Raw genomic sequence first — 24,210 nt, 5'->3', positions numbered from 1 at the left:
TTTTAAGGGAGCATCACGTGAGAATGAAAGATTTCTTCGCACCGGACAATTTGAGCGCGCTTGGCTACTTAGCTGGTTGGCGTTTTGTGCGCGTGCTTCCTTTGCCTATCGCACGAGGCATATTTAACTTCGGTGCGGATCGGGCGTCGAAAAGCGGTAAAGGCATGGGGCAACTGCGCGCCAATTTAGCGCGCGTGGTGGGCCCTGAAAACGTCACGCAGTCTTTGGTGAAACAAGCAATGCGCAGCTATGCGCGTTATTGGCTCGAAGCTTTTCGGCTGCCCACGACCTCTAAAGATCCACAGTTGTTTGCTCAGCTACACCAAGGCGTGGTGGGGTTGGACATGCTGGATGCCTCTTTGGGAAAAGGAAAAGGCGTTATCCTGACTCTGCCGCACAGTGGAAATTGGGATATGGCCGGAACTTTTTTGGTGGGCTATCACGGCCAATTCATCACAGTGGCAGAAAGAGTCAAGCCAGAACGCTTGTTTGAAGCTTTTGTTGCGTTTCGAGAAAGCCTTGGCTTTGAGGTTTTGCCATTGACAGGTGGACAACGCCCGCCTTTTGAAAAACTTAAAGAAACCCTGATGCAAGGTGGAATAGTGTGTTTGCTCGGGGAGCGCGATTTGCGGCATTCCGGAGTGGAAACAGTATTTTTCGGCGAGAAAACCTCGATGCCAGCAGGTCCTGCGCAATTAGCTCTGGAAACCGGTGCGGCCCTTCATGTGGTCCATTCCTGGTTTGAAGATGACGGTGATTCCGGCTGGGGATTAAGTGTTTCTGATGCCGTTGACGTGGATAATCTGTCAGATACTGTGCAAAGAATTGCCGATCTTTTTGCAGCTAATATTGCGGCGCACCCTGCAGACTGGCATATGTTGCAGCCACTGTGGTTTGGTGATTTGGATCCACAAAGGCTGCAGCGCGCGAAACACGCTGGCGAATTAGGTATCTCAGAGGAGGAAAAATAGGTGCGAATTGGGATGGTCTGCCCCTATTCTTTTGATGAACCTGGGGGAGTTCAAGCGCATATCCTTGATTTAGCGAGAACTTTTATTGCCCAAGGCCATGAAGTTCAAGTTCTTGGACCGTGTAGTGATGGCGTGGACGTGCCGGATTTCGTTGTGCGTGGTGGCAGCAGCTTTCCCATTCCCTATAACGGCTCGATTGCTCGTTTAAGTTTTGGGCCAAAGATGTTTCGAGTAGTTCGGAAGTTTCTTCGTGAGGGCAATTTTGATGTGCTCCACATCCATGAGCCGAATTCACCAAGTTTTTCTATGGCAGCGCTCCGCTTTGCCGAAGGTCCGATCGTAGCTACCTATCACGCCTCAAGCAATGGTTCGAAGTTGCTCAAAGCTTTTTTGCCGGTGTTGTCTCCGATGCTGGAAAAGGTGCGCGCCGGCATTGCTGTTTCGGAAATGGCCAGGCGCTGGCAGGTAGAACAAGTTGGGGGAGACCCAGTGCTTATTCCCAATGGAGTGGAAACTCAAACGTTTCAGGCTGCGCGCACAACGAAGCCAAATGATCCGGTAGAGATCGTGTTCCTCGGACGCCTTGATGAATCACGCAAAGGTCTAGATATTTTATTGCGCGCGTTGACTAGGCTCGACCGCCCTTTTACCTGCACTGTGATTGGTGGCGGCACTGCCCGCGATCTCCCCGGCATTAACTTCGTCGGACGTGTCAGCGACCAAGAAAAAGCAGAGATCCTCGGCCGCGCAGACATCTACGTTGCTCCAAACACCGGTGGAGAAAGCTTCGGTATTGTCCTCGTTGAAGCAATGGCTGCAGGATGCGCGGTGGTAGCTAGTGATCTCGAGGCATTTTCCCTGGTTACTGACTCAGAATCAGAGCAGCCTGCTGGCATGCTGTTTAAAACCGGCTCAGATGCCGATTTGGCCAAAAAACTGCAACTGCTTATCGACGACCCCTCCGCCCGCCACACACTGATTAGCGCGGGAGTAGCGCGCGCCAGTGCTTATGATTTGTCGACGGTGTCCACACAGGTCATGGCAGTATATGAAACCATCGCTAGCGATAAAGTAAGGCTTGGATGAGATGATACTTGTTTATCTTCTTGCCGCTGTCCTCATCACAGCCTGCCTCTTATGGGCATATTTCACCGCACAACGTCTGAACCGACTTCATATCCGCACCGATTCCGCACGACAAGCCCTCCAAGCAGCACTTGATCGTCGCGCCGTATTAGTGGGGGCGCTTTTGCCAAATGCGGGAGAAGCCTCGCGTCGCGCAGAGATGATTCCTTTGGAGTACTCCCGATTTTTACAACGCGCCCGCGCAGAACGAGAAATTTCTGAACTCATTTTGCAGCACGGTACCGCATTGCCAGATTCCATTATTGATGCAGCCACCCGCGTTGAATTAGCTCACCGCTTTTACAACGAAGCAGTCAGTGATACGAGAAATCTGCGGACACGGATTGCAGTGCGTTCGCTTAGGCTGGGCGGAACAGCACCGTTGCCTGAGTACTTTGAACTCCTGGATACAGATCTGCTTGATTAAGAGACTGTGCGGATAGACAGTTTATTTTTATCACTGCAATGGTTTTGTAGAGATTGATATCTTTTAGACCGTCAAAAACCTTTTCTGACAAAATCCAGGAGTAAATCTGTATAAGAAAGTACTCTTATGTTTGCAGGTGAGAAACCAAACAATACCGCACCTTATTTTTACCGATAGGTGCACTTGAAGATGGAGTTACGATGAAGCATCGGCGAATCGAGACTTTGTCAGCCTTGATAATCTGTGGTGTGGCTGTTTCAGGATGCGGCAATTATTTGGGAGACATCAATGTTAAAGGGCGCGCTGGTTTTTCGGTGTCTGAATCTGGTGACCTTATTGTTCGTGTGCAGCCGTGTGGTCTGCCTATTGATACGGTAGACATGGCGGGCCCCATGACCCAGGATTTACCGCCCCAGGAAAACCCGGTGTATCTTCAATTGAGTGATCCCGACGGTCGTGCCGATCCTTTCATAGTTGATCCCAAAAACTTAGATCCGAGCTGGACTGTTATAGCAGGTGAAGGCCTGCCAACAGACCCTGATGCGCTAATTATTGTTAATGCACACGTCGAGGGCGAGAGTACTCAAACCTCACAGGTGTCAGCGTATGTTAGGGATGTTCAGGGGTTGAGTGTAGATCAAATCTATGTGGGGAATCTTGAAAGCTCACGAATAGTTGATGAGAGTACATTTCTTCATTGTCGCAAGTAGCGTGTGGATCGAACTTAAGTACACGATTGCGTCTTCGAGAGGATCTCGCATACCTCTAAGATTCTAAGCAACTGCACCTAGTCAATGACCACGAGGATTATCTCGTGGTCATTGACTACTCTTTTCACCATTCAATGGAAGAGAGATCTGTGGCTATGAATGCATACGAGAAACATGGTGATCAAATTATGTAATGCTCCCGTGCACTATCCAGGAGCACACGTGCCTGCATTTTACCACTCCGTGATCTCCTTTTAACAGCCTATCCGCGCAATCTCCAAATAAAAACGCCACCGCCTTGAGAAATATCTCAAACGGTGGCGTGCTTGTTTAGTTATTACTTGCTGGAGTCAACAGTTCCTGCAATGGCGTCTGGATCATAAGGAGGTCCCATTGCCAAGAGCGCGGAAAAGACGATGGCGATGATCACCAAAAGAATCGCAATGGAGCGCAGCGGGTGCCTGATCAATTGGGCTAAAATCTTGTCGAAGAAAGTAGCTGGAACCTCAGACCTATCAGAAAAGCGCCATCCACCGGCCACAAGTCCCTTTTTATCTGCCCACAGCGCAAATGGCAACGCTGCCCAAGGGATGACAGAAACAATCAGGCCCATGAGGCCTTGAGGGAAAGTCCACTTGTTGTTAATCCACACTGTGATCGTGATGGCTGCGAAGCAGAGGAAGCCAAAGCCGTGAATACCGCCGGCAATAGGGGTAACAGCTTCAGTTATTCCACTGTATTTTAGGATCATGCCGATGATCAGCAAGGTCCAGGTAAACATTTCCAAAATTGCTGCAAAACGGTGAAGTTTCTGTGGCGTCATGGCTCTTACCGTAACCTAAACGTTTGAACTTCACCTTATTGTGAATAAGCGCAGGCTAGTGTTTGTGAACAACCTCACGAGATACCTAAAAGCAGGAGTGATCAGTGAAAACCATTGAAAATATTTTAAGCTTGGAAAAAATCGACCGCGATATTTACCGTGGTCCAGTTATTGAATCCTATTTGGCGAGGACCTTTGGTGGACAAGTCGCAGCCCAAGCATTGGTTGCTGCAACACGCACTGTGGATGATGCTTATACCGTCCATTCTTTGCACGGTTATTTTATTGCTCCAGGTGATCCCACGCAGCCTGCGATTTATTTAGTTGACCGTGTCCGAGATGGTCGAAGCTATGTCACGCGCTCTGTTCGTGGCGTTCAAGATGGCGAAGTTATTTTTAGCATGCAGGCAAGTTTTCATCGCGGTGATGAAGGTATTGAACACATGGATAAAATGCGTAAAGTTCCTGGCCCAGATGAGATCACCGGAGTAGTGGAACGCATGCCGGTATCGAGCCAAAGCGTGTTAGCTGAGTGGGCGGAGTGGGATATCCGCGTTATTCCTCAATCACAGCTAGAGCTGAGCGATTTAACTGCGACAGAGCAAGCCGTGTGGATCCGATGCACCTCAGAATTACCGGATAATCCTACGTTCCACCAGTGCTCTTTGACCTATCTATCAGATATGACCTTGCTGCACAGCGCATTGGTGCCACATCCTGATGAGAAAATGCAGATGGCATCCCTTGATCATGCAGTCTGGTTCCTCCGCCCCTTCCGAGTCGATGAATGGCTACTTTATGATCAGCGCTCACCGTCAGCTTTTGGCGGTCGTTCTTTGACGCATGGTCGACTGTTTAATCAACAAGGCGATTTGGTGGCAATTGTGAATCAAGAAGGCATGACCCGCACGCTTCGTAAAGGCGCGCAATCAATTCCATTGCGTCAAGATTAAAAGCCTTTCGGTTGGCAAAATCCGGTAATCCGACAGAAATTTAGCCACCCTAAGGATTATTCATTTGACCTTTGCGTATACTGGTATATCAGTTCCAACTACCAACTCCGTTTCCATGGAAGCTACCCGGCTTCGCCACCGCAACGCAGGTTGAATGTATCCACAATAAGCACCACTGAAATAGTGGTGTTTTTCAGGTGCTTTTAATGTGCGTGACCAAGGATTCATCGGTGGATGATGGAAGCTAGACGACGAAAGGGAGCATATGGCTGGCCACTCAAAATGGGCGACAACCAAGCACAAGAAAGCTGCTAATGATGCCAAGCGAGGCAAGGAATTTGCCAAGCTGATCAAGAACATCGAAGTTGCGGCACGTACAGGCGGTGGAGACCCGTCTGCAAACCCAACTCTTGATGACATGATCAAGAAGGCCAAGAAGTCTTCTGTGCCGAACGATAACATCGAACGTGCACGTAAGCGTGGCTCCGGCGAAGAAGCCGGCGGCGCTGACTGGATGAACATCATGTACGAGGGCTATGGCCCTAACGGTGTTGCGATGCTTATCGAGTGTTTGACTGATAACCGCAACCGTGCAGCTACCGAAGTTCGTACCGCAATGACCAAAAACGGCGGCAACTTGGGTGAATCCGGTTCGGTTTCTTATATGTTCACCCGTACCGGTGTCATCACTGTCCAAAAGGGCGACCTGAGTGAAGATGACGTGCTGATGGCTGTCCTAGACGCCGGTGCTGAAGAAGTGAATGATAACGGTGATCTTTTCGAGATCACCTGTGCCCCAACTGATATCCAGGCTGTTCGCGATGCTTTGGTCGAAGCTGGCATTGAAGTTGAAGATTCAGATTCTGATTTCCGTGCATCTGTGGAAGTTCCACTGGATGCAGAAGGTGCCCGCAAGGTCTTTAAGCTTGTGGATGCATTGGAAGATTCCGATGATGTGCAAAATGTTTACACCAATATCGACTTGAGCGATGAGGTTTTGGCAGAGCTAGAAAAAGACTAATTCGTTTCTTTAAACTCCTTTCACCCCGCTATCCCTGCAGCTAAACTGCAGTGGATAGCGGGGTGATCGCAATTATGTGCTAAAAATGAATGAGGCGCGTAGCAACTACGCATTAACGTCGTTTTAAGGATTAGTAACTGCGATGAACCACGAAGGGCTTAGAGTCATGGGAATTGACCCAGGGCTTACTCGTTGTGGCCTATCTGTGGTTCAAGCGGGTCGCGGGCGCACCGTCTATCCGGTATCCGTGGGTGTGGTTCGCACACCACCAGAAGCAGAGCTTGCTGAACGCCTCTTGCGGTTGAGTAAAGCTGCGGGTGAGTGGATGGATGAATACACTCCAGATGTTGTCGCAATTGAGCGTATTTTTGAGCGTGGCAATGTTTCCACGGTGATGAATACCGCGCATGCTGTAGGTGTGCTCATGTTGGCGGCCGCTGAGCGTGGATTGCCTGTGCACATGTATACCCCCAGTGAAGTGAAAAAGGCTATTTCTGGCAATGGCCGTGCAGATAAAAAGCAAATGACAATCATGATCACCCGCATCTTAGGTTTGAGTGAAGCTCCGAAACCTGCAGATGCAGCGGATGCTTTAGCTTTGGCGGTATGTCATTGCTGGCGAGCCCCGATGCTGATGCGTGCACAGTATTCTGTACAGGAATTAGAAAAACATCGGCGGGTACAACAGGGCAAATTGGGTAAAGCAAAATCTACGCACAATGCTGCTACCGCGGGAAATAGTGCACTTGATTCCGCCAAAGCAGCTCACCCCAGCCAGTTTCAACGAACTGATAACTAGTTAAAAACTCTACATTTAAGGAGTGTCATTATGATTTCCTCACTTCGCGGCACCGTTATTAACATTGGTCTTAGCTCCGCAGTTATTGAATGCAATGGCGTTGGCTATGAGGTAGTTACTACTCCCACGACGCTGTCTCGGCTTATACGTGGCGAAGAAGCCTTGGTGCTCACCACGATGGTGGTCCGTGAAGATGCCATGAAATTATATGGCTTTATTGATAATGAATCCCGTGAGATGTTTTCGGTGCTGCAGACTGTTTCTGGCCTGGGACCGCGTCTTGCACTTGCGTGCGAATCAGTGTTAAGTCCTTTAGAAATTGCGCAGGCTATTTCTGCTGGCGATGCAAAAACCTTGCAGCGCGTGCCTGGTGTGGGTAAGCGGATGGCAGATCGCTTGATTGTAGAGCTGAAAGATAAAGTCACAGCATTTACTGCGGGTGTTGTTGACGAAGCAGGAGAGCAAATACCGTTGTCTGGTGCATCTATTGCATCGGCAGTGGTCGTGGAGCAGGTATCGCAGGCGTTGGTTGGTTTGGGCTTTAGCGAAAAGCAGTCTGATGATGCAGTGACCTTTGTCTTGACGGCTGATCCGAGCTTGGATACTAGCGGTGCGTTGCGTGCTGCGTTGGCAAAACTCAGCGGAAAGTAGACCTTTATGTCCGATGTGGAAAAAACAGAGTTTGAGATTCCGGGAGGAATTCCACCTCGTCGTAATGGGGGAGCAGGCCGTGCACCGGATACTAATGTCGATGCCAATCTGCAGCCAGAAGAGCATGATGCAGAAGTAACACTTCGTCCTAAATCTTTAGCCGAGTTTATTGGTCAGCCCAAGGTGCGGGATCAGCTTTCTTTGGTGCTCACAGGCGCAAAGCAGCGTGGTGTGGTTCCTGATCACGTGCTGCTTTCTGGCCCTCCGGGATTGGGTAAAACCACTATGTCCATGATTATTGCGCAGGAGCTGGGTACCAGTTTGCGCATGACATCAGGGCCGGCGTTGGAACGCGCTGGTGACTTAGCCGCGATGCTGTCCAACCTCATGGAAGGTGATGTCTTATTTATTGATGAGATCCACCGCATTGCGCGTCCTGCTGAAGAAATGCTGTACATGGCGATGGAAGATTTCCGCATTGATGTCATCGTGGGTAAAGGCCCGGGTGCAACATCGATTCCTTTGGAAATCCCTCCATTCACTTTGGTTGGCGCAACCACCCGTTCAGGCATGCTGACGGGTCCGTTGCGTGATCGTTTTGGTTTTACTGCACAAATGGAATTTTATGATGTGCATGATCTGACCAAGGTGGTGAAAAGAACAGCGAAAATTCTGGATGTTGGCATTGATGATGATGCGGCAGTAGAGATTGCTTCACGTTCTCGTGGCACGCCTCGTATTGCGAACCGCTTGTTGCGCCGTGTCCGAGATTTCGCAGAAGTCCATGCAGATGGCCATATCAACATGGGTGCAGCTCATGCTGCGTTGATTGTGTTTGATGTGGATGAAGTGGGCTTAGATCGTCTGGATAGGGAAGTGCTCAACGCCCTGGTCCGTGGACACGGCGGTGGACCTGTCGGGGTTAATACCTTGGCTGTGGCAGTCGGTGAGGAGCCTGCAACCGTAGAGGAAGTGTGTGAGCCTTATTTGGTGCGTGCAGGCATGATTGCACGAACTGGGCGCGGTCGTGTTGCCACAGCTGCTGCCTGGAGACACCTGGGATTGGAACCGCCAGAAGGCACCATCGGAGATTATTAGGCACCTTGGGTAGCCAGGTTGTTTATTGGTCTGGCAAACTGGCTAATCATGGACATTATTTTTCTGATTATTCTTCTAGGTATTTTTATCGTTCCTACCTTCCTCATGAGTCGTCGCCAGCGTGCACGGATGACTGAGATCCAAAAGCTGCAGGATTCTGTCGTGCCAGGCGATCGCATTGTCACCACCGCTGGCCAGCACGCAACTGTTGTCTCCACTACTGCAGACACTGTTGATCTAGAGATCGCACCAGGATTTGTTAGCACTTTTGAAAAGCTGGCTGTGGTACGCGTGCTATTCAAGGCTGATGCGCCACAGATCGTGGAGGAGCCTACGTTGTTTGATGATCGCTCAGAGATCGATGATGTGGATCCACAAACTGACAATAACTTTGATGATCGTGCAGACGGACACCCGGAAAATCGTTAAAAAAGAATAATAACTTGAGCACCCTTTCGCTGAACACTTCATGTGCGTAAGGGTGCTGTTTAATGTGGTAGCCAGACTCACAGTTGTATGGCAAGGCAAAGCTGCCATCATGGCGTAGCATGTTTTGGGTTAAACACTACTTGTCCGCTTTTAAACCCTGCGCCCGGCATAGCCCGGGCGACTGGGTGGAGGTGGGCGTCGACAAGCGTGGTTTTTGGTTGCTTTAAAAATTAAGGAGACTTTCTTGGCTCGGCAAAAAAAGAGTGCCGCTAGCGCCTGGGAACGATGGCCAAAACGCGCAATTGCGCTGTTCGTGCTCATCGTCGTTGGAGTTTATGCATTGGTGCTGTTGACAGGCGATCGTTCTGCAACACCGAAATTGGGAATTGATCTGCAAGGCGGAACTCGAGTCACGCTGGTGCCTCAGGGACAGGAGCCAACGCAGGATCAGCTGACTCAGGCTCGTACCATTCTGGAAAACCGTGTCAATGGCATGGGCGTGTCCGGTGCGAGTGTGGTTGCAGACGGCAATACGTTGGTGATCACCGTTCCAGGTGAAGATACTGCGCAGGCGCAGTCTTTGGGACAAACCTCGCAGCTGCTGTTCCGTCCTGTCGGTCAGGCCGGCATGCCTGATATGACCACGTTGATGCCACAGCTCGAAGAAATGGCCAACAGGTGGGTGGAATACGGCGTCATCACCACGGAGCAAGCAAATGCCTCTTTAGAGGAGATGAACAACGCCGTTGGACAAGCTGCAACCGCGGAAGGTGAAGAAGCAACCGCTCCGGAGCCAATCACGGTATCGTCCACTCCGATGGAAGAGCCAGCAAACTCCATTGAGGCTACCGCGCGCCGTCAAGAAATCACGGACATGCTGCGCACTGATCGCCAATCACTCGATCCCACCACGCAGATCGCTGCAAGTTCTTTGATGCAGTGTTCTTCTGGTGAGATGGATCCTTTGGCAGGCACCGATGATCCTCGGTTGCCGTTGGTCACCTGTGACCCATCTGTTGGTGGCGTCTACGTCCTCGACCCAGCTCCACTGCTTCGCGGTGAAACTGATGAGGAAAACGGTGTGCGTCTGACTGGTAATGAGATCGATACCAATCGTCCGATCACCGGTGGCTTCAACGCGCAGAGTGGTCAGATGGAAATTAACTTCGCTTTCAAATCAGGCGATAGCGAACAAGGCTCTGCAACCTGGTCAGATTTGACCAGCCAATACCTGCAGCAGCAAATTGCCATCACCTTGGACTCGGAAGTTATCTCAGCTCCAGTGATCCAATCAGCAACCCCAGTGGGATCTGCTACCTCTATCACCGGTGATTTCACCCAAACCGAAGCGCAAGATTTGGCGAATAACCTGCGCTATGGCGCACTACCACTGAGCTTCGCAGGTGAAAACGGTGAACGTGGCGGCACGACCACCACTGTTCCTCCATCATTGGGCGCAGCGTCCTTGAAGGCTGGTCTTATTGCTGGTGCCGTCGGTATCGCCCTGGTCGCAATCTTCGTGTTTGCCTACTACCGTATCTTCGGTTTCGTCTCCCTGTTCACACTGTTCGCAGCGGGTGTCTTGGTCTACGGCCTACTGATCCTGCTTGGACGTTGGATTGGCTACTCCCTGGACCTAGCTGGCATTGCAGGTCTGGTCATTGGTATCGGTACCACCGCTGACTCCTTCGTGGTGTTCTATGAGCGCATCAAGGATGAAATCCGCGAGGGTCGCTCCTTTAGATCTGCCGCACCGCGCGCCTGGGAGAGTGCGAAACGCACCATCGTCACCGGCAATATGGTAACCCTGCTGGGCGCCGTCGTGATTTACTTGCTTGCTGTTGGTGAAGTTAAAGGCTTTGCCTTCACCCTGGGTCTGACCACCGTATTCGACCTGGTTGTTACCTTCCTGATTACCGCACCACTGGTTATCCTGGCATCCCGTAAGCCGTTCTTTGCCAAGCCATCCGTTAACGGCATGGGTCGAGTGATGACACTTGTCGATGAACGCCGCGCAAATGGCGAATTGGATGAGCCAGAGTATTTGAAGAAGTTGCACACCGCCGGAGCTAGCACCGCCGCAGCAGTGCCAGCAAGTTCTGCAGCTGGTTCCGCAGCTGGTTCCGCAGCGCAGCAGACACCGTCTACCAACGAAGAGGAGGAGAAGTAACCATGACTGAATCACGCAAGCCTGAAGGCACACAAGCAGCCAAAAAGAGCGGCTGGTTTAACAGTCTCTATACCGGTGACGGTGGCATTAACTTCATTGCAAAAACCAAGCTATGGTACTGGATCACCGGCATTTTGCTGATCATTTCCATCTTGTTTATTGCCATCCGTGGTTTCTCCCTGAGTATTGATTTCCAGGGTGGCACCAAGATGAGCATGCCAGCTGCTGATTACTCCACCGAGCAGGTGGAAGAAACTTTCATTGAGGCCACTGGTATCACCCCAGAAATCGTGCAGATTGTCGGTTCTGGTGATGCTCGCACCTTGGAGATCCACTCCGAGCGCCTTGGCGATCAAGACATCGAAAAGGCACGTTTGGCTATCTATGAGGAGTTCCAGCCACTGAACTCTGCAGGCAAGCCAAGCCCTGATGCCATTGGTAACTCCACCGTGTCGGAATCTTGGGGTTCCACCATCACCAAGCGCATGGTGCTGGCTCTGGTTGCCTTCCTTGTTGTCGCAGCCATCTACATCGCTTTCCGCCTGGAACGCGAAATGGCCATTGCCGCCATGGCAGCACTATTTGTTGACGGCATCGTCATCGCCGGCATCTACGCTGTCATCGGACTCGAAGTGTCCCCAGCAACCGTCATCGGTTTGCTCACAGTGCTGACCTTCTCCATCTATGACACCGTCGTGGTCTTTGATAAAGTCCGCGAAAACACCGCAGGGTTTGAAGGCAGCCGCAGACGAACTTATGCGGAACAAGCTAACTTGGCTGTCAACCAAACCTTCATGCGTTCGATTTCCACGACCATTATTTCTGCGCTGCCAATTATCGCGTTGATGGTTGTCGCTGTCTGGATGATGGGTGTGGGCACCCTGAAGGACCTCGCACTGATCCAGCTGATCGGTGTTATCGAAGGAACCTTCTCCTCGGTCTTCCTAGCAACCCCACTGCTCGTGAGCCTGAAAAACCGCCTGAGCAAAACCAAAGCACACACCGCCGAGGTCATGGCACTGCGCGAAGGCAAAACCACGCTTCTCGACGCCTCCCCACAGCCCAGCACCGACGGTGCTGCAGTGGTCAACATCGAAAGCGACACTGAGACTTCTGCTGCACCTGCAAAACGCACGGTGAGCAAACCTGTTAGTGAGGATCCACATTCCAGTGGAACCTGGCGACCAGGTAGAAGCTAATCCCTCTTTGGTGAACTAAGAAAAATCCCGCAGACTTTGTGTGCTGCGGGATTTTCTTCATTCTGGGCAATGTAGCTGTGTGTCGATTTAAGGGATTGAATATCTAAAATGCATATTCGTATCAAACGGTGTCCATTAAGCGCTTAAATGGACGTTTAGGCGCGGTGGCTTGTGGGGCATGTGGGGCTATTGAGAATCCTGTGAGATTCTGGTGCAAGGATCTGCCTCAACTGGCTTGGGCAACTTCTAAATCGAACGAGTATTTGCATAACACCGCGCTGAAGATGCAAAAATCTGCCACAAAATCTACTTTTTCAGCGATTTGGAACGAGAATTTGCATCTTAAACAAGCAGGGGAGTCTAACTCGAGTATTCCCGCACGCTCAAGTCAAGTAGTGCTTTCCAAAGAGTGATGAAATCTCGACTTGAGTCATTTTGACCTACTGATCAACGTGATCTGGGGGTTGGTCGTAGTTTTTCAGCACTCACCTGAGTTACTTAGGTGAACACTTGTCCTAGCGACCAAGCGGGAGTGTTTTTCTGTTTTTTGGTCGCTAGGTCAAATATCCAGATCTGATTAACCTTGTATTTGGCCAAAAGGTCAGGGAATATCGATGTGCTTTTTCAGGTTGTAAAATTTAAGAGTTTGGACTGAAAAGCGACTGCCCAGAATCGCTTGTGAGCACCTAAATGCACCTAGGCCATGCCCAACCACTTATCCTAAAATGCCAACCTCTTAAGACGCGCTCGGGGAGTATTTTTCCTTGTTGGTCAATGTGATGAGTTTCTGGCGCTAAGTGGTAGGGATAGCTGTGGCAAACTGCCGTAGCAGCTCTCTTTCTTCTGTAAAAAGAAGAGCCTTCTTTCTGGGGATAGTTGGGCTCTGTTAGATGGCATGAACCCTGACCGGAATTAAGAATGCGAAGTCGTCATGTAGGTAATTGCTAGATTTGGTTGTCCCCGGTACAAAAACCGTATAATTACAGTTCTATTAAGATTCGGGGAAAGGCTGGGTACTTCGCACATGTTGTTTCGGAAGTCACGCAGCGCTGTGATCATGTTGGTTGCAGCGTTAGTGTTGGCAGGTTGTGGTGAAGGGGAGCCGGAGCCGACCAGCCATGAAACTAGCTTGTTTGGCTATGCAGTGAACTCTTCATTGGCTACGACAAATGCGGTTTCGCTTCTGGGTGTGGCCACTGATGCGAGTTTATTGTCTGCGCGAGTGTATCCAGGGGTGTATGTTCAGGGCCCTTCTGGTCAGATGATCCCGAACACAGATCTTGCCTCCACGCAGGTGTTGCCGGGTATTAATCGTCAGGTGATCTACACGATTAATGATGATGCCACTTATTCAGATGGTCAGCCTGTGGTGTGTGATGATTTCCTGCTTGCCGCTACTGCAGGGCAGATGCCAGAGCTGTTTCAATCGCATGTGCCGCTTGCTGCCCAAATTGAGCGCGTGGATTGTGTAACAGGTTCTAAAACAGCCACGTTGGTGTTCAAAGAAGATCTTGGGCAGCGCTGGCGTTATTTGTTTGAGCAGGGTGCTTTATTGCCTGCGCATGCAGTTGCGTCAAAAGCAGGCATGACTTTGGGGGAGCTTAATGTGGCTTTGAAGGACAAGGATCCTGAAGTGTTGGTGGAGCCCGCTCGGGTGTGGAGTGAAGGCTTCCAGCTTTCCTCTTTTGATCCGGAACTTCAGGTGGCTTTTGGTCCTTATAAGGTTGATTCTGTCGGTGCCTTCGGAGAAGTGAAACTTGTGCGCAATGAGTTTTACAGCGGTGATCAGGCAGTGGAAAAAGAGATTACTGTGTGGCCCAAAGGTTCAGACCTGAGCGCTATCGCAAATGCTGGGAACCTTCAGATCGCCGATGTGGTGGCATGGGAGAGTGAACCATGGGTCCATCGCGATGATCCGCAAAATCGCTATGACATCAAGGAGGAAGTGGGTGTCTTAACTGAACAGCTGACGCTGGCCAGTGCTGGAGTGTTTTACGCTCCGGAGGCCCGGCAGGCATTTGCGGCTTGCGTTGACCAACAAGCGGTGGCTGCGGCGTCGACAAGTATCTCTGGAATCGAAGTACCTGCCGTTGGTGTGCACTCGGTGCGTCACCAAAACCCTGTGGTGCAACAAATTGGAGATTTGCCAGCTCGACATATCGCAGTGGATCTGGGACAAGCCTCCACGCTTGCCGGACAGGAAATCCGCATTGGATATGACGGTCCAGACGAACGAAAAGCAGCCATGGTGGAAGCTATACGTGTAAGTTGTGAGCCTGCCGGAATCACTGTTATTGATGCATCGCAAGAGGCGGTAAGCCTTAATGATCTCAGTCGCACTGAGGTTAGCGAATGGGGGTATGAACAGTATTTCGATGGCACGCTTGATGCAGTTTTGCGCAGCGTAGACCCGCATCGAGAGTTTGAAAATGCAAATACTATCGGCACTGATCCGGAGTCGACCAGGCGCACCGAAGAGCAATTATGGGCAGAAGTTCCATCAATTCCTTTGGCGGCGCAACCCCGAGTGTTTGTGATAGATCGCACAGTCGGTAACGTTGTTGTTAATACAGACCTAGCCGGTATCGGTTGGAACATGGACCGTTGGTCCAGAAGTGAGGAATAAGTAGTGACCGAACAGGCATTAAGCACCTTCGAGAGGGCACGTGAAGCCCTGGCTAAGAAGACCCGATATGTACAGGACTTCCCAGCAAAAGGTGTGCTTTTTGAAGATCTCACTCCAGTTTTAGGAGATGCAGAATCTTTTGCAGCATTGGTAGATGCCATGGCTGAAGCTGCAGAAAAATTGAATGCAGAGATCATCGGTGGCTTGGATGCACGTGGATTCCTTCTTGGATCTGCTGTTGCATACAAACTTGGCCTAGGTGTATTGGCGATCCGCAAGAAGGGTAAGCTCCCCCCACCTGTGGTGACCCAGGAGTATGAACTTGAATACGGTAAAGCAGCGTTGGAACTGCCAAGCGAAGGAATTGACATCGCTGGCAAAAACATCGTATTGATAGATGATGTGCTAGCAACAGGTGGCACATTGGGCGCTGCACGTAAACTAATTGAATCTTGTGATGGACATGTCTCCGGATACATTCTCGCCATTGAGGTCGAAGGCCTTGGTGGTAGGGACCGTCTCGGTGATAGGCCTGTCATTGTGGTCAACAATCCTTAACTAACAGGATTATGTAGAGAGGCGGCAGGAAAAATGAGTCTGGAGCGCAACCCGCAGAAATCTTCCATTGGCGTGCGGAGCATGTCAGCCAGGCTTGCCCGCAGCCTTACTGGAAACCGAGTCCGCACGAACCCCGTGCTGGATCCGCTGCTGAGCATTCACCGGCAATTCCATCCACGCGCAGATGCGCAAACGTTGGAACGGGCATATGACATAGCGGAGCGTCTCCACGAAGGCGTGATGAGGAAATCTGGCGATCCCTACATCACACACCCGCTGGCTGTGGCAACGATTGCTGCGGAAATTGGCATGGATACCACCACGCTGATTGCCGCCCTTCTACATGACACCGTGGAAGACACGGATTATTCACTGGATGATCTCACGAGAGATTTCGGTGAAGAAGTAACCAGGCTTGTCGACGGCGTCACCAAGCTAGACAAAGTCGCACTAGGTGCTGCCGCGGAGGCCGAAACGATCCGCAAAATGATCGTGGCAATGAGCCAAGATCCACGCGTGCTCGTAATTAAAGTTGCAGACCGCTTGCATAACATGCGCACCATGCGGTTCCTGCCGCCTGAAAAACAAGCCAAAAAGGCACGCCAAACCCTTGAAGTGATTGCACCCCTGGCACACCGCCTGGGTATGGCGAGCATAAAATGGGAATTGGAAGATCTTTCCTTCGCTATTTTGTATCCCAAAAAGTATGAGGAGATCGTGCGCCTCGTAGCCGACCGTGCACCATCGCGGGATCGGTACCTGAAAGAAATTAAAGATCAGGTCAATGGTGGCCTGCGCGAAAACAACATCGCAGCTGAAGTACTCGGCCGACCGAAACACTATTGGTCCATTTATCAAAAGATGATCGTGCGGGGTCGTGACTTCGACGATATCTTTGATCTCGTTGGTATCCGCATCTTGGTGGATAACGTGAATAACTGTTACGCCGCCATTGGTGTCGTGCACTCACTGTTTAATGCTTTGCCTGGGCGTTTCAAGGATTATATTTCCTCACCACGCTTTGGTGTCTACCAATCGTTGCACACCACAGTGATGGGGCCAGGTGGCAAGCCACTTGAGGTGCAAGCTCGCACCCACGATATGCACTACAACGCTGAATTCGGCATTGCAGCGCACTGGCGATACAAAGAAACCAAGGGCAACCACAACGGAGAACAATCCGAAGTTGATCAAATGGCGTGGATGCGCCAGCTGCTGGATTGGCAAAAAGAAGCAGCGGATCCTAACGAGTTCCTCGATAGCCTGCGCTATGATCTCACTTCCAAGCAGATCTTCGTGTTCACACCTAAAGGTGATGTGGTCAACTTGCCAGTTGATTCCACTCCGGTGGATTTTGCTTATGCCGTACACACCGAAGTGGGACACCGCTGCATCGGTGCCAAGATCAACGGAAAGTTGGTCGCTTTAGAGACCCAACTTAAATCCGGTGACCGCGTCGAAGTGTTTACTTCCAAGGACCAAAATGCCGGCCCAAGTAGGGGATGGCAAGACTTTGTGGTCTCGCCACGAGCCAAGGCGAAGATTCGTCAGTGGTTTGCCAAGGAACGCCGTGAAGAATACCTGGAAGCCGGCCGCGATGCTCTCGCAGCAGTTATCCAACGTGGTGGACTTCCACTACACCGCTTGTTCACCGCGGCTTCTATGAAGACAGTGGCGACAGAACTGCACTACCCAGACGTGGATGCGCTCTACACCGCAATTGGCTCTGGATCTATATCTGCGCAGCATGTGGTCAACCGTCTTATGGCTATTTTCGGAGACGAAGAAGATGCTGAAGATGCATTGGTGGCACGCACTCCGTTCAGTGAGCTGGTTAACTCCCGAAACACAGCGGAGAGCGGCACCGGCATCATGGTTGAAGGTAGCCCAGATGTCATGGCGAAGCTGGCCAAATGCTGCATGCCAGTTCCTGGTGATGAAATCTTTGGCTTTGTCACCCGCGGCGGCGGAGTTTCTGTCCACCGCACCGATTGCACCAATGCAGAGAAACTTAAAGAAGAACCAGAGCGCATGGTTTCTGTCGCTTGGGCATCTGAAGGCCACGGATCTATCTTCTCTGCTACCTTGCAACTAGAAGCACTTGATCGTGCTGGATTATTGTTTGAACTCACTCGTGTCATCAACGAGCAAAAGGTATCAGTTACTGCAATGAATTCCCATTGCTCCGAAGATCGAGTGGCAACAGTGCGCTTTACTTTTGCCGTGTCAGATACCAAGCAGTTGGGTTCATTAATGACACAGCTTCGTAATGCCGAAGGCGTCTTTGATGTATACCGCGTGACTTCAGGCGGCTAGATTTTCTAGGCCCACAATAAAACCCGGGGGTCCCTATCCCATGACGGATAGGGACCCCGGGTTTTTTACGTATGGAAGGTTTATTTCATTGAACGCTCAAAAGCGGTTGCGAAGGTCAACGCAGCGCTCAATATGCCCACGACGCCAGTGACGATGAGAACGTAATCAGAAATGTTATCGACGTCGATGGAACTGCTGGAATTATCATCACTTGCTGCAAGGTATGTCACCTGTGCTGCTGGTGCTACCTCTTCAGCTTGTGCGGGAGCTGAAAGAGTGGCTGCTGCCATCGTGGCGGCAGTACCTAGTGCAACGAGTGAAGTACGAGAAAATAGCTTCATGGCTAAACCCCTTTTGGCTTATTAATGGACTACGCAAGATACTCTATGTCTGCTAACTCTAGTGCACAAGTGATTTGTGCAGGTCAAAATATAAATTTTAGCTAAAGAGAAATATAGCGAAGTAGGGGATTAGCAAGGAAAGACAAATAAAAAATCCTTTGTGAATGATGGTTCACAAAGGATGAATTCTTTAAACGAAGAAAGACTACTTCAGGAAGCCGTCCAGCTTGGAGCCGAAGGTCAAGATGGTGGTCAGCGCACCGATAACTGCGGTGATGATCTTGATCCAGTCACCGATGTTGTCGGTGTCAGTGGAGCCGGTTGGCTCTTCGTTGATATCGAAGTTGACGTATTCCTCTACCTGGGTGCCGGCAGCATTCTTAGCGATGACCTTTGCAGAGCCGGTGAACTCCTTCTTTGGAGTACCGGTGATCTCGCCCTTGTTGTTGATGAGAAGACCATTAGGCAGGTTGGAGGAGGTGAAGGAAACAGCCACACCTTCAGTAACCTTGATGGTTACAGGGGTGATTGCCTTACCTGGGACGCCGATGATAGTGGCAGGCTGCTCGAGCTTCAGAGTGTCGGTTACCTCTGGGGTCTCATCTTCGGTAACGTCTGCAACAACTGCAGGGGTGTCCAGCACTGCCTCGTCAGCGAATGCAGGAGCGGTCATGCCGGAGACGGTAAGTGCTGCAGCGGTGCCAAGTGCGACCAGTGAGGTGCGGGAGAAAAGCTTCATTTCCTGGATCCTTCGTTTCAGGGAGGTGGAATTTCTCTGATCACCTTAACCGTGCCTTTATAGTCGTGCAAGCCTTTTGTGATCAAAACTCAAGCTTTACGTTACTAAAGTGACATTTGTGACTAATGTGGCCTGTTCTTGGTGACTAGAGCGCTTCTATTGAAAACGGCTGAAAATTCCATGCTAGTTTATTACCCCTTTTTGGGGTTGCTGAGGCATTGGTGGAAGTATCTACTCATTTACGTAACTCTGCCTGCATAAATATAAGACAACTCGATGCGTTAACTCAGGTCTATCGAGAATGCTAAACGCATATGAAGCAGAAAAATGGGTCTAATCAAACGTAGAAATCTGATTTCTTCTGTGTAAACGGTTGCTCTTTTGGTATGCAAAAACCACGGTTCTGAAATGTTTCAGAACCGTGGTGCGGTGATGGTGCTTTAGAACTTATGCAACAGTTGCAGATTCGATACGAACTTCTTCTGCAGGTGCGCCGTCGCCAGTTCCACCTTCAGCGCCAGCCTCAGCGATTGCGTCGAGAGTTGCTAGACCTTCTTCGGAGATCTGGCCGAAGTAGGTGTAGCTAGGAGCCAGTGGGGAGTCTTCGTAGTTAAGGAAGAACTGGGATCCGTTGGTGTCTGGGCCAGAGTTAGCCATGGCGATGGTGCCACGCTCGTAGATAACAGGAGTGTTTACATCGGCTGCTTCATCAGTTGGGTACTCGTTGGCGAAGCTGAAACCTGGGCCACCTGCACCAGTGCCGCTTGGATCGCCACACTGCAAAACATAGATGCCGGAAGTGGTGATGCGGTGGCAGACGGTGTCATCGTAGAAGCCTTCAGACGCCATGTGCTCAATGGCGTTTACGGTACAAGGGGATACGGAGCGATCAAGTTCCATACCAATGGTGCCTTGAGCGGTCTTGAGATCAACAGTTACAGTGCCGGTTGCAGACACGTTGTCAGTTGCAGGCTTGGAGACTTCTTTAGAAGGCTCACGGGAGTCTGGATACTCACAGGTAACGGTGTCCTCGAGTGCAGAAGCACGGGTGAGGGATAGACGCTCATAATCAGGGGTTGCTGCAGTGGTGGAGGTTTCGTCAGCGGTGATTACTTCATCTTCCGCACTGCGGGTTGCTGCGTACCAAATGCCGCCCACGACTACGAGAATGACAGCTAGGGAAGCAAAGACCACGGAAAGTGGCTTGGTCTTTTCTTTGCGATCTCGGCTTTTGATTTCTTTCTCCAGCTGGGAAAGCGCCTGCTGGCGTCGTTCCTTATTAGTACTCACAGAGTTTGATCCCTTGCTACTTGATTGAGGCGTGTCCAACGTAAAAAAATTCTTTTCTATCCTAACCGTAACTGTGCACCTTGAGGGAATGATGGGGGAGCACTGGTAGCGCACTACACTGTTTATCCATGGAGATTCTCGGATTCGCGGCAGGTCCGTATAAAACAAATTGCTATGTGGTGCGCGGTGAAACTGAGGTTGCGATCATTGACCCAGGTATGCATGCGCATGATGATCTCGTGGAGTACATCACCACGAATAAATTAAGCGTTGACAAAATTGTGTTAACTCATGGACATATTGATCACACCCGCGATGCGGGGCTGGTGGCTAAGCGTTTCAACGCACCTGTTTATATTCACCCTGCTGATGCCTTTTTCCTTGAGGCGTACAAGGGATCAGGTACAAAAACGGCCATGCTTTTCGACGCCGATAACATGGTCTCCCCGGATCCAGCATCGCTTCATGATCTCGTAGATGGTGAAACCATTTCTTTGGCTGGCGAAGAATTTAAGCTGGCGCATGCTCCCGGGCATTCACCTGGTTGTACCTTGATCATCGGTAAAGAGTATTGCTTTTCAGGGGATGTGTTGTTTAAAGGCTCTATCGGCCGCACTGACTTTGACTGGTCTGATGCCGAAGTCATGAATGAATCACTACGCACGGCAGTTCTCCCACTTGATGATTCTTTGCAAATCCTTCCCGGGCACGGACCAACCACCACCATGCGTGCAGAACGTGTGGGGAATCCTTTCCTGCTGGCGCTTTAAGTATTTTGCTTTAAGTATTTTTAAGCCAGCTAAATTCCGTAGAACTAAGACGAATAGGTATCGTTAATTATCGTGAGTGAAAATAAGTCTAAGTCTGAAAAGCTTCAGTCATTTGCTGCGCCAAAGGGTGTGCCTGATTACGCGCCACCTAGGTCTGCAGCATTTCTAGCAGTCCGAGATTCCTTTGTGGATCAGGCGCACAAGGCCGGGTTCGAGCATATTGAACTGCCAATCTTTGAAGACACTGGCTTGTTTGCACGTGGTGTCGGCGAGTCCACCGATGTGGTGAGCAAGGAAATGTACACCTTCGCTGACCGCGGTGACCGCTCAGTAACCTTGCGTCCAGAAGGAACTGCAGGCGTGATGCGTGCAGTTATTGAGCACAGCCTGGATCGTGGACAGCTTCCTGTGAAGCTGAACTACGCGGGTCCATTTTTCCGCTACGAGCGCCCACAGGCTGGACGTTACCGTCAGCTGCAGCAGGTTGGCGTAGAAGCTATTGGTGTGGATGATCCAGCACTTGATGCAGAGATCATTGCATTGGCTGATCGTTCTTACCGCAGCCTTGGTCTGACCGGATTCCGCCTGGAGATCACCAGCTTGGGTGATCGCAACTGCCGTCCTGCATACCGCCAAAAGCTGCAGGATTTTCTCTTTGCGCTTCCTTTAGATGAGGAAACCCGCAAGCGTGCTGAGATCAATCCACTTCGCGTGTTGGATGATAAGCGTCCAGAAGTTCAGGAAATGACTGCAGATGCACCATTGATGCTGGATAACTTGGATGCTGATTGCCGTGAGCACTTTGAGACTGTCACTGGCTTGCTTGATGATATGGGTGTGCCGTATGTCATCAACCCACGGATGGTGCGCGGTCTGGATTACTACACCAAGACCTGCTTCGAGTTTGTCCACGATGGTTTGGGCGCACAGTCCGGCATCGGTGGCGGTGGCCGCTATGACGGGCTGATGGCTCAACTTGGCGGACAGGATCTCTCCGGCATTGGTTATGGCCTCGGCGTGGATCGAACCATGCTGGCACTGGAAACCGAGGGCGTTACCGTTGGCGCTGAGCGCCGCGTTGATGTGTATGGCGTACCACTGGGCAAGGACGCCAAGAAGGCTCTTGCTGCGATTGTGAACAAGCTGCGTGTCGCTGGTATTGCTACCGATATGTCTTATGGCGACCGTGGACTGAAGGGTGCCATGAAGGGTGCGGATCGTTCCAATGCGCTCTACACCTTGGTGCTTGGTGAACAAGAGCTAGAAAACAACACCATCGCAGTGAAGGATATGCGTGCACACGAACAGCACGATATCGCACTCGATGAGGTTGTGACCTTCTTGCAGGGCAAACTTGCCTAAATAACTAAGAGAAATTTAAACCGTCAACTCACACTGTGGGTTGACGGTTTTGCTATTAGGCTTTTCTAAATGACGAGCCCACACTTTGATTCCCGCAGGATTGGCCCTCCGCTTCGTGATCAGTATGACGTCATTGTGATTGGTGGTGGCATTTCCGGCGTGCAAATCGCTCGGCATGCTGCAGGTCGCGGGCTTCGTACCGTGATGTTTGAGGCGAAGGATTTTTCTTCGGGAACCTCTTCCACAACCTCCAAGATGATTCATGGCGGACTGCGCTATTTGGAGCAATATGATTTTGGTGTGGTGCAAGAAGCTGTAAAAGAGCGCCGGTATTTAGGAATTGCAGCACCTCATTTGGTGACACCGCGGAGCTTTATGCTCACGGCTTTTGAGTGGTCAGAGCCGAAGGCTCCCGTATTAGGCGCCGGTGTTGCGCTGTATGAAACCATGGCGTGGCAGCGTAACCAGGGGCAATCGAAGGAAAACCATTCGCCGCGTTTTCGGTGGATTCCTAAAAAAGCTCTCCTCAAGGAAGTACCGTGGTTGGATCCGGAAGGGCTTAAAGGTGCGTGGCGACACGATGACACCTTAAATCTGCACGCAGAGCGTCTCTTATTGGCGATAATCAAGGCTTTTGCTGCCGATGGCGGTACGGCAATTAACCATGCCAAAGTCACCCGCATTCTCCGGAACGAGGAGGAAGGTCGCGTCAAGGGCGTAGAGATCACCGATCAGCTCAGCAACACCACGCGGGAAGTGTATGCGCCAGTGGTGATCAATGCTGCGGGTCCCTGGGTTGCACAAGCATTGGGAGATCTGGCAGAAGTTACCAACATTAAAGTGCGGCAATCCAAGGGCGTGCATTTGCTTACGGGGGATTTAGGCAGTCAAAGTGGCGTGTTTGTGCGCGGTAAAAACGGCAAACACGTCATTGTGAATCCGTGGATGGGACGCACCCTTATTGGCCCCACCGACACCATGATTGATGGCGATGCCGATGATGCCGTAGCTGATGAACACGATATCGATCTGCTCTTAGAAACCATTGACTCTGTACGGGCCACACCACTAGATCGCAGCGAGATTGTTTCTACCCTCGTCGGTGTACGTCCGCTCGTGGACAATGGCAGTGATACTTATACTTCTTCGCGTCGTTTCGATATCTCCGACCACGCCGATGTCGGCATTGACGGATTAGTGTCTGTCTCTGGAGGCAAGTGGACCACCTCGCGTGTGATGGGCTATAAAGTCATTGAACATATCGTGGAGCACCAAGCTGCCGTTTTGCCACCGCTACGGCATTTCGATTCCAGATATTTACCCCTGAGCACCTCTTTCGGGGCCTATGACTCCGTCGCAGATTCCTTTGAGTCAGCGCTGCGCAGCCACCCTGAGCTAGACCTGGATGAAGATATCCGGGTTCATCTAGCCAGACTGTATGGAACTGAGCATGAAAAAGTGCTGGATCTCGTCGCAAAGCAACCGCACCTGGGGCGCCGGCTCGACCCTGCCCACCCTGATATCGCGGCACAGGTTATTTTTGCTGTCGCCGAGGAAGCGGCCGTCGATCTGGCTGATGTGCTTGATCGCCGCATCGTGCTCGGCACGCTGGGATATGTAAAACCAGAGGCCGTACGTGCGACGGCGCAGGTCATGGCAGAGGCCACCGGGTGGTCAAATACGCTTATCGACGCCCAGTCCCAGCACTATCTCGCCACGCAAGATGCAATTCAGGGTGTGTTAAAGCCGTATCGCTAACGCGCCGGGGTATGGATGCAAATTCTCGTTCCAAATCTGAATCCGCCTTCGGAATGGAACGAAAATTTGCATCC

At 51.0% G+C, this 24,210-nt stretch carries 22 protein-coding genes; 18 read left to right on the top strand and 4 right to left on the bottom strand.

The window, feature by feature from the left end; translation table 11 throughout:
* Positions 1-23 precede the first annotated feature (23 nt).
* The 4 genes from ccrud_RS08070 (at position 24) to ccrud_RS08055 (ending at position 3,233) form a co-directional block, all read left to right on the top strand.
* Positions 24-971 carry a phosphatidylinositol mannoside acyltransferase gene (locus tag ccrud_RS08070; protein WP_066565980.1) on the top strand — a complete coding sequence of 316 codons (948 nt, stop codon included), beginning with the start codon at positions 24-26 and terminating at the stop codon, positions 969-971.
* Complete coding sequence (locus ccrud_RS08065) at positions 972-2,057, top strand: glycosyltransferase family 4 protein (RefSeq protein WP_066565978.1); 1,086 nt, start codon at positions 972-974, stop codon at positions 2,055-2,057.
* Position 2,058: 1 nt separating this feature from the next.
* Positions 2,059-2,523, top strand: a complete 465-nt coding sequence (locus ccrud_RS08060) for a hypothetical protein (RefSeq protein WP_066565976.1) — start codon at positions 2,059-2,061, stop codon at positions 2,521-2,523.
* A gap of 248 nt (positions 2,524-2,771) precedes the next feature.
* Positions 2,772-3,233 (top strand): hypothetical protein, encoded by a 462-nt coding sequence (locus tag ccrud_RS08055; protein ID WP_245670196.1) that lies wholly within the window; start codon positions 2,772-2,774, stop codon positions 3,231-3,233.
* Between the two features lie 337 nt (positions 3,234-3,570).
* Here the strand turns inward: ccrud_RS08055 and ccrud_RS08050 are convergent, their stop codons facing one another.
* A complete protein-coding gene (locus tag ccrud_RS08050; protein ID WP_066565970.1) occupies positions 3,571-4,056 on the bottom strand; it encodes a DUF3817 domain-containing protein in 486 nt (161 codons plus the stop codon).
* A gap of 104 nt (positions 4,057-4,160) precedes the next feature.
* Between ccrud_RS08050 and ccrud_RS08045 the strand changes: the two genes are divergently transcribed.
* The 11 genes from ccrud_RS08045 (at position 4,161) to ccrud_RS07995 (ending at position 17,876) form a co-directional block, all read left to right on the top strand.
* Complete coding sequence (locus ccrud_RS08045; RefSeq protein ID WP_066565968.1) at positions 4,161-5,009, top strand: acyl-CoA thioesterase; 849 nt, start codon at positions 4,161-4,163, stop codon at positions 5,007-5,009.
* Between the two features lie 265 nt (positions 5,010-5,274).
* The gene (locus ccrud_RS08040) at positions 5,275-6,030 is read left to right on the top strand and encodes a YebC/PmpR family DNA-binding transcriptional regulator (RefSeq protein WP_066565962.1); all 756 of its coding nucleotides are present in this window, start codon (positions 5,275-5,277) and stop codon (positions 6,028-6,030) included.
* 142 nt (positions 6,031-6,172) lie between these two features.
* On the top strand, positions 6,173-6,829 hold the full coding sequence (ruvC, locus tag ccrud_RS08035; RefSeq protein ID WP_074025481.1) for a crossover junction endodeoxyribonuclease RuvC: 657 nt from the start codon (positions 6,173-6,175) through the stop codon (positions 6,827-6,829).
* Between the two features lie 30 nt (positions 6,830-6,859).
* Positions 6,860-7,480 (top strand): Holliday junction branch migration protein RuvA, encoded by a 621-nt coding sequence (ruvA, locus tag ccrud_RS08030; RefSeq protein WP_066565961.1) that lies wholly within the window; start codon positions 6,860-6,862, stop codon positions 7,478-7,480.
* 6 nt (positions 7,481-7,486) lie between these two features.
* On the top strand, positions 7,487-8,578 hold the full coding sequence (gene ruvB, locus ccrud_RS08025) for a Holliday junction branch migration DNA helicase RuvB (RefSeq protein WP_066565958.1): 1,092 nt from the start codon (positions 7,487-7,489) through the stop codon (positions 8,576-8,578).
* Between the two features lie 48 nt (positions 8,579-8,626).
* Positions 8,627-9,007 (top strand): preprotein translocase subunit YajC, encoded by a 381-nt coding sequence (yajC, locus tag ccrud_RS08020; protein WP_066569724.1) that lies wholly within the window; start codon positions 8,627-8,629, stop codon positions 9,005-9,007.
* A 244-nt stretch (positions 9,008-9,251) separates the two neighbouring features.
* A complete protein-coding gene (gene secD, locus ccrud_RS08015; RefSeq protein WP_066565957.1) occupies positions 9,252-11,177 on the top strand; it encodes a protein translocase subunit SecD in 1,926 nt (641 codons plus the stop codon).
* A 2-nt stretch (positions 11,178-11,179) separates the two neighbouring features.
* Complete coding sequence (gene secF / locus ccrud_RS08010) at positions 11,180-12,376, top strand: protein translocase subunit SecF (RefSeq protein ID WP_066565955.1); 1,197 nt, start codon at positions 11,180-11,182, stop codon at positions 12,374-12,376.
* 1,024 nt (positions 12,377-13,400) lie between these two features.
* Entirely contained in the window at positions 13,401-15,002 is a 1,602-nt protein-coding gene (locus tag ccrud_RS08005; protein ID WP_066565954.1) for an ABC transporter substrate-binding protein, read from the top strand.
* A 3-nt stretch (positions 15,003-15,005) separates the two neighbouring features.
* Positions 15,006-15,560, top strand: coding sequence for an adenine phosphoribosyltransferase (locus tag ccrud_RS08000; RefSeq protein WP_066565953.1), 555 nt, complete (start codon positions 15,006-15,008; stop codon positions 15,558-15,560).
* A 33-nt stretch (positions 15,561-15,593) separates the two neighbouring features.
* The gene (locus tag ccrud_RS07995; RefSeq protein ID WP_066565950.1) at positions 15,594-17,876 is read left to right on the top strand and encodes a RelA/SpoT family protein; all 2,283 of its coding nucleotides are present in this window, start codon (positions 15,594-15,596) and stop codon (positions 17,874-17,876) included.
* Between the two features lie 80 nt (positions 17,877-17,956).
* On the opposite strand, the gene ccrud_RS07990 is transcribed toward ccrud_RS07995, so the two are convergent.
* The 3 genes from ccrud_RS07990 to ccrud_RS07980 form a co-directional block, all read right to left on the bottom strand.
* Complete coding sequence (locus tag ccrud_RS07990; RefSeq protein ID WP_066565948.1) at positions 17,957-18,217, bottom strand: hypothetical protein; 261 nt, start codon at positions 18,215-18,217, stop codon at positions 17,957-17,959.
* 205 nt (positions 18,218-18,422) lie between these two features.
* Complete coding sequence (locus ccrud_RS07985) at positions 18,423-18,956, bottom strand: putative Ig domain-containing protein (RefSeq protein WP_066565946.1); 534 nt, start codon at positions 18,954-18,956, stop codon at positions 18,423-18,425.
* Between the two features lie 447 nt (positions 18,957-19,403).
* A complete protein-coding gene (locus tag ccrud_RS07980; RefSeq protein WP_066565944.1) occupies positions 19,404-20,246 on the bottom strand; it encodes a peptidylprolyl isomerase in 843 nt (280 codons plus the stop codon).
* A 128-nt stretch (positions 20,247-20,374) separates the two neighbouring features.
* On the opposite strand from ccrud_RS07980, the gene ccrud_RS07975 reads away from it, so the two are divergent.
* From ccrud_RS07975 to ccrud_RS07965, 3 genes are all read left to right on the top strand, one after another.
* The gene (locus tag ccrud_RS07975) at positions 20,375-21,016 is read left to right on the top strand and encodes an MBL fold metallo-hydrolase (RefSeq protein ID WP_066565943.1); all 642 of its coding nucleotides are present in this window, start codon (positions 20,375-20,377) and stop codon (positions 21,014-21,016) included.
* Between the two features lie 72 nt (positions 21,017-21,088).
* Positions 21,089-22,378 carry a histidine--tRNA ligase gene (hisS, locus tag ccrud_RS07970; RefSeq protein WP_066565942.1) on the top strand — a complete coding sequence of 430 codons (1,290 nt, stop codon included), beginning with the start codon at positions 21,089-21,091 and terminating at the stop codon, positions 22,376-22,378.
* Between the two features lie 69 nt (positions 22,379-22,447).
* On the top strand, positions 22,448-24,136 hold the full coding sequence (locus ccrud_RS07965; protein ID WP_066565939.1) for a glycerol-3-phosphate dehydrogenase/oxidase: 1,689 nt from the start codon (positions 22,448-22,450) through the stop codon (positions 24,134-24,136).
* Positions 24,137-24,210 lie beyond the last annotated feature (74 nt).

The sequence above is a fragment of the Corynebacterium crudilactis genome (genome assembly GCF_001643015.1).
In the GTDB taxonomy this organism is placed as follows: domain Bacteria; phylum Actinomycetota; class Actinomycetes; order Mycobacteriales; family Mycobacteriaceae; genus Corynebacterium; species Corynebacterium crudilactis.
This window is presented reverse-complemented; position numbering and strand designations above follow the sequence as displayed.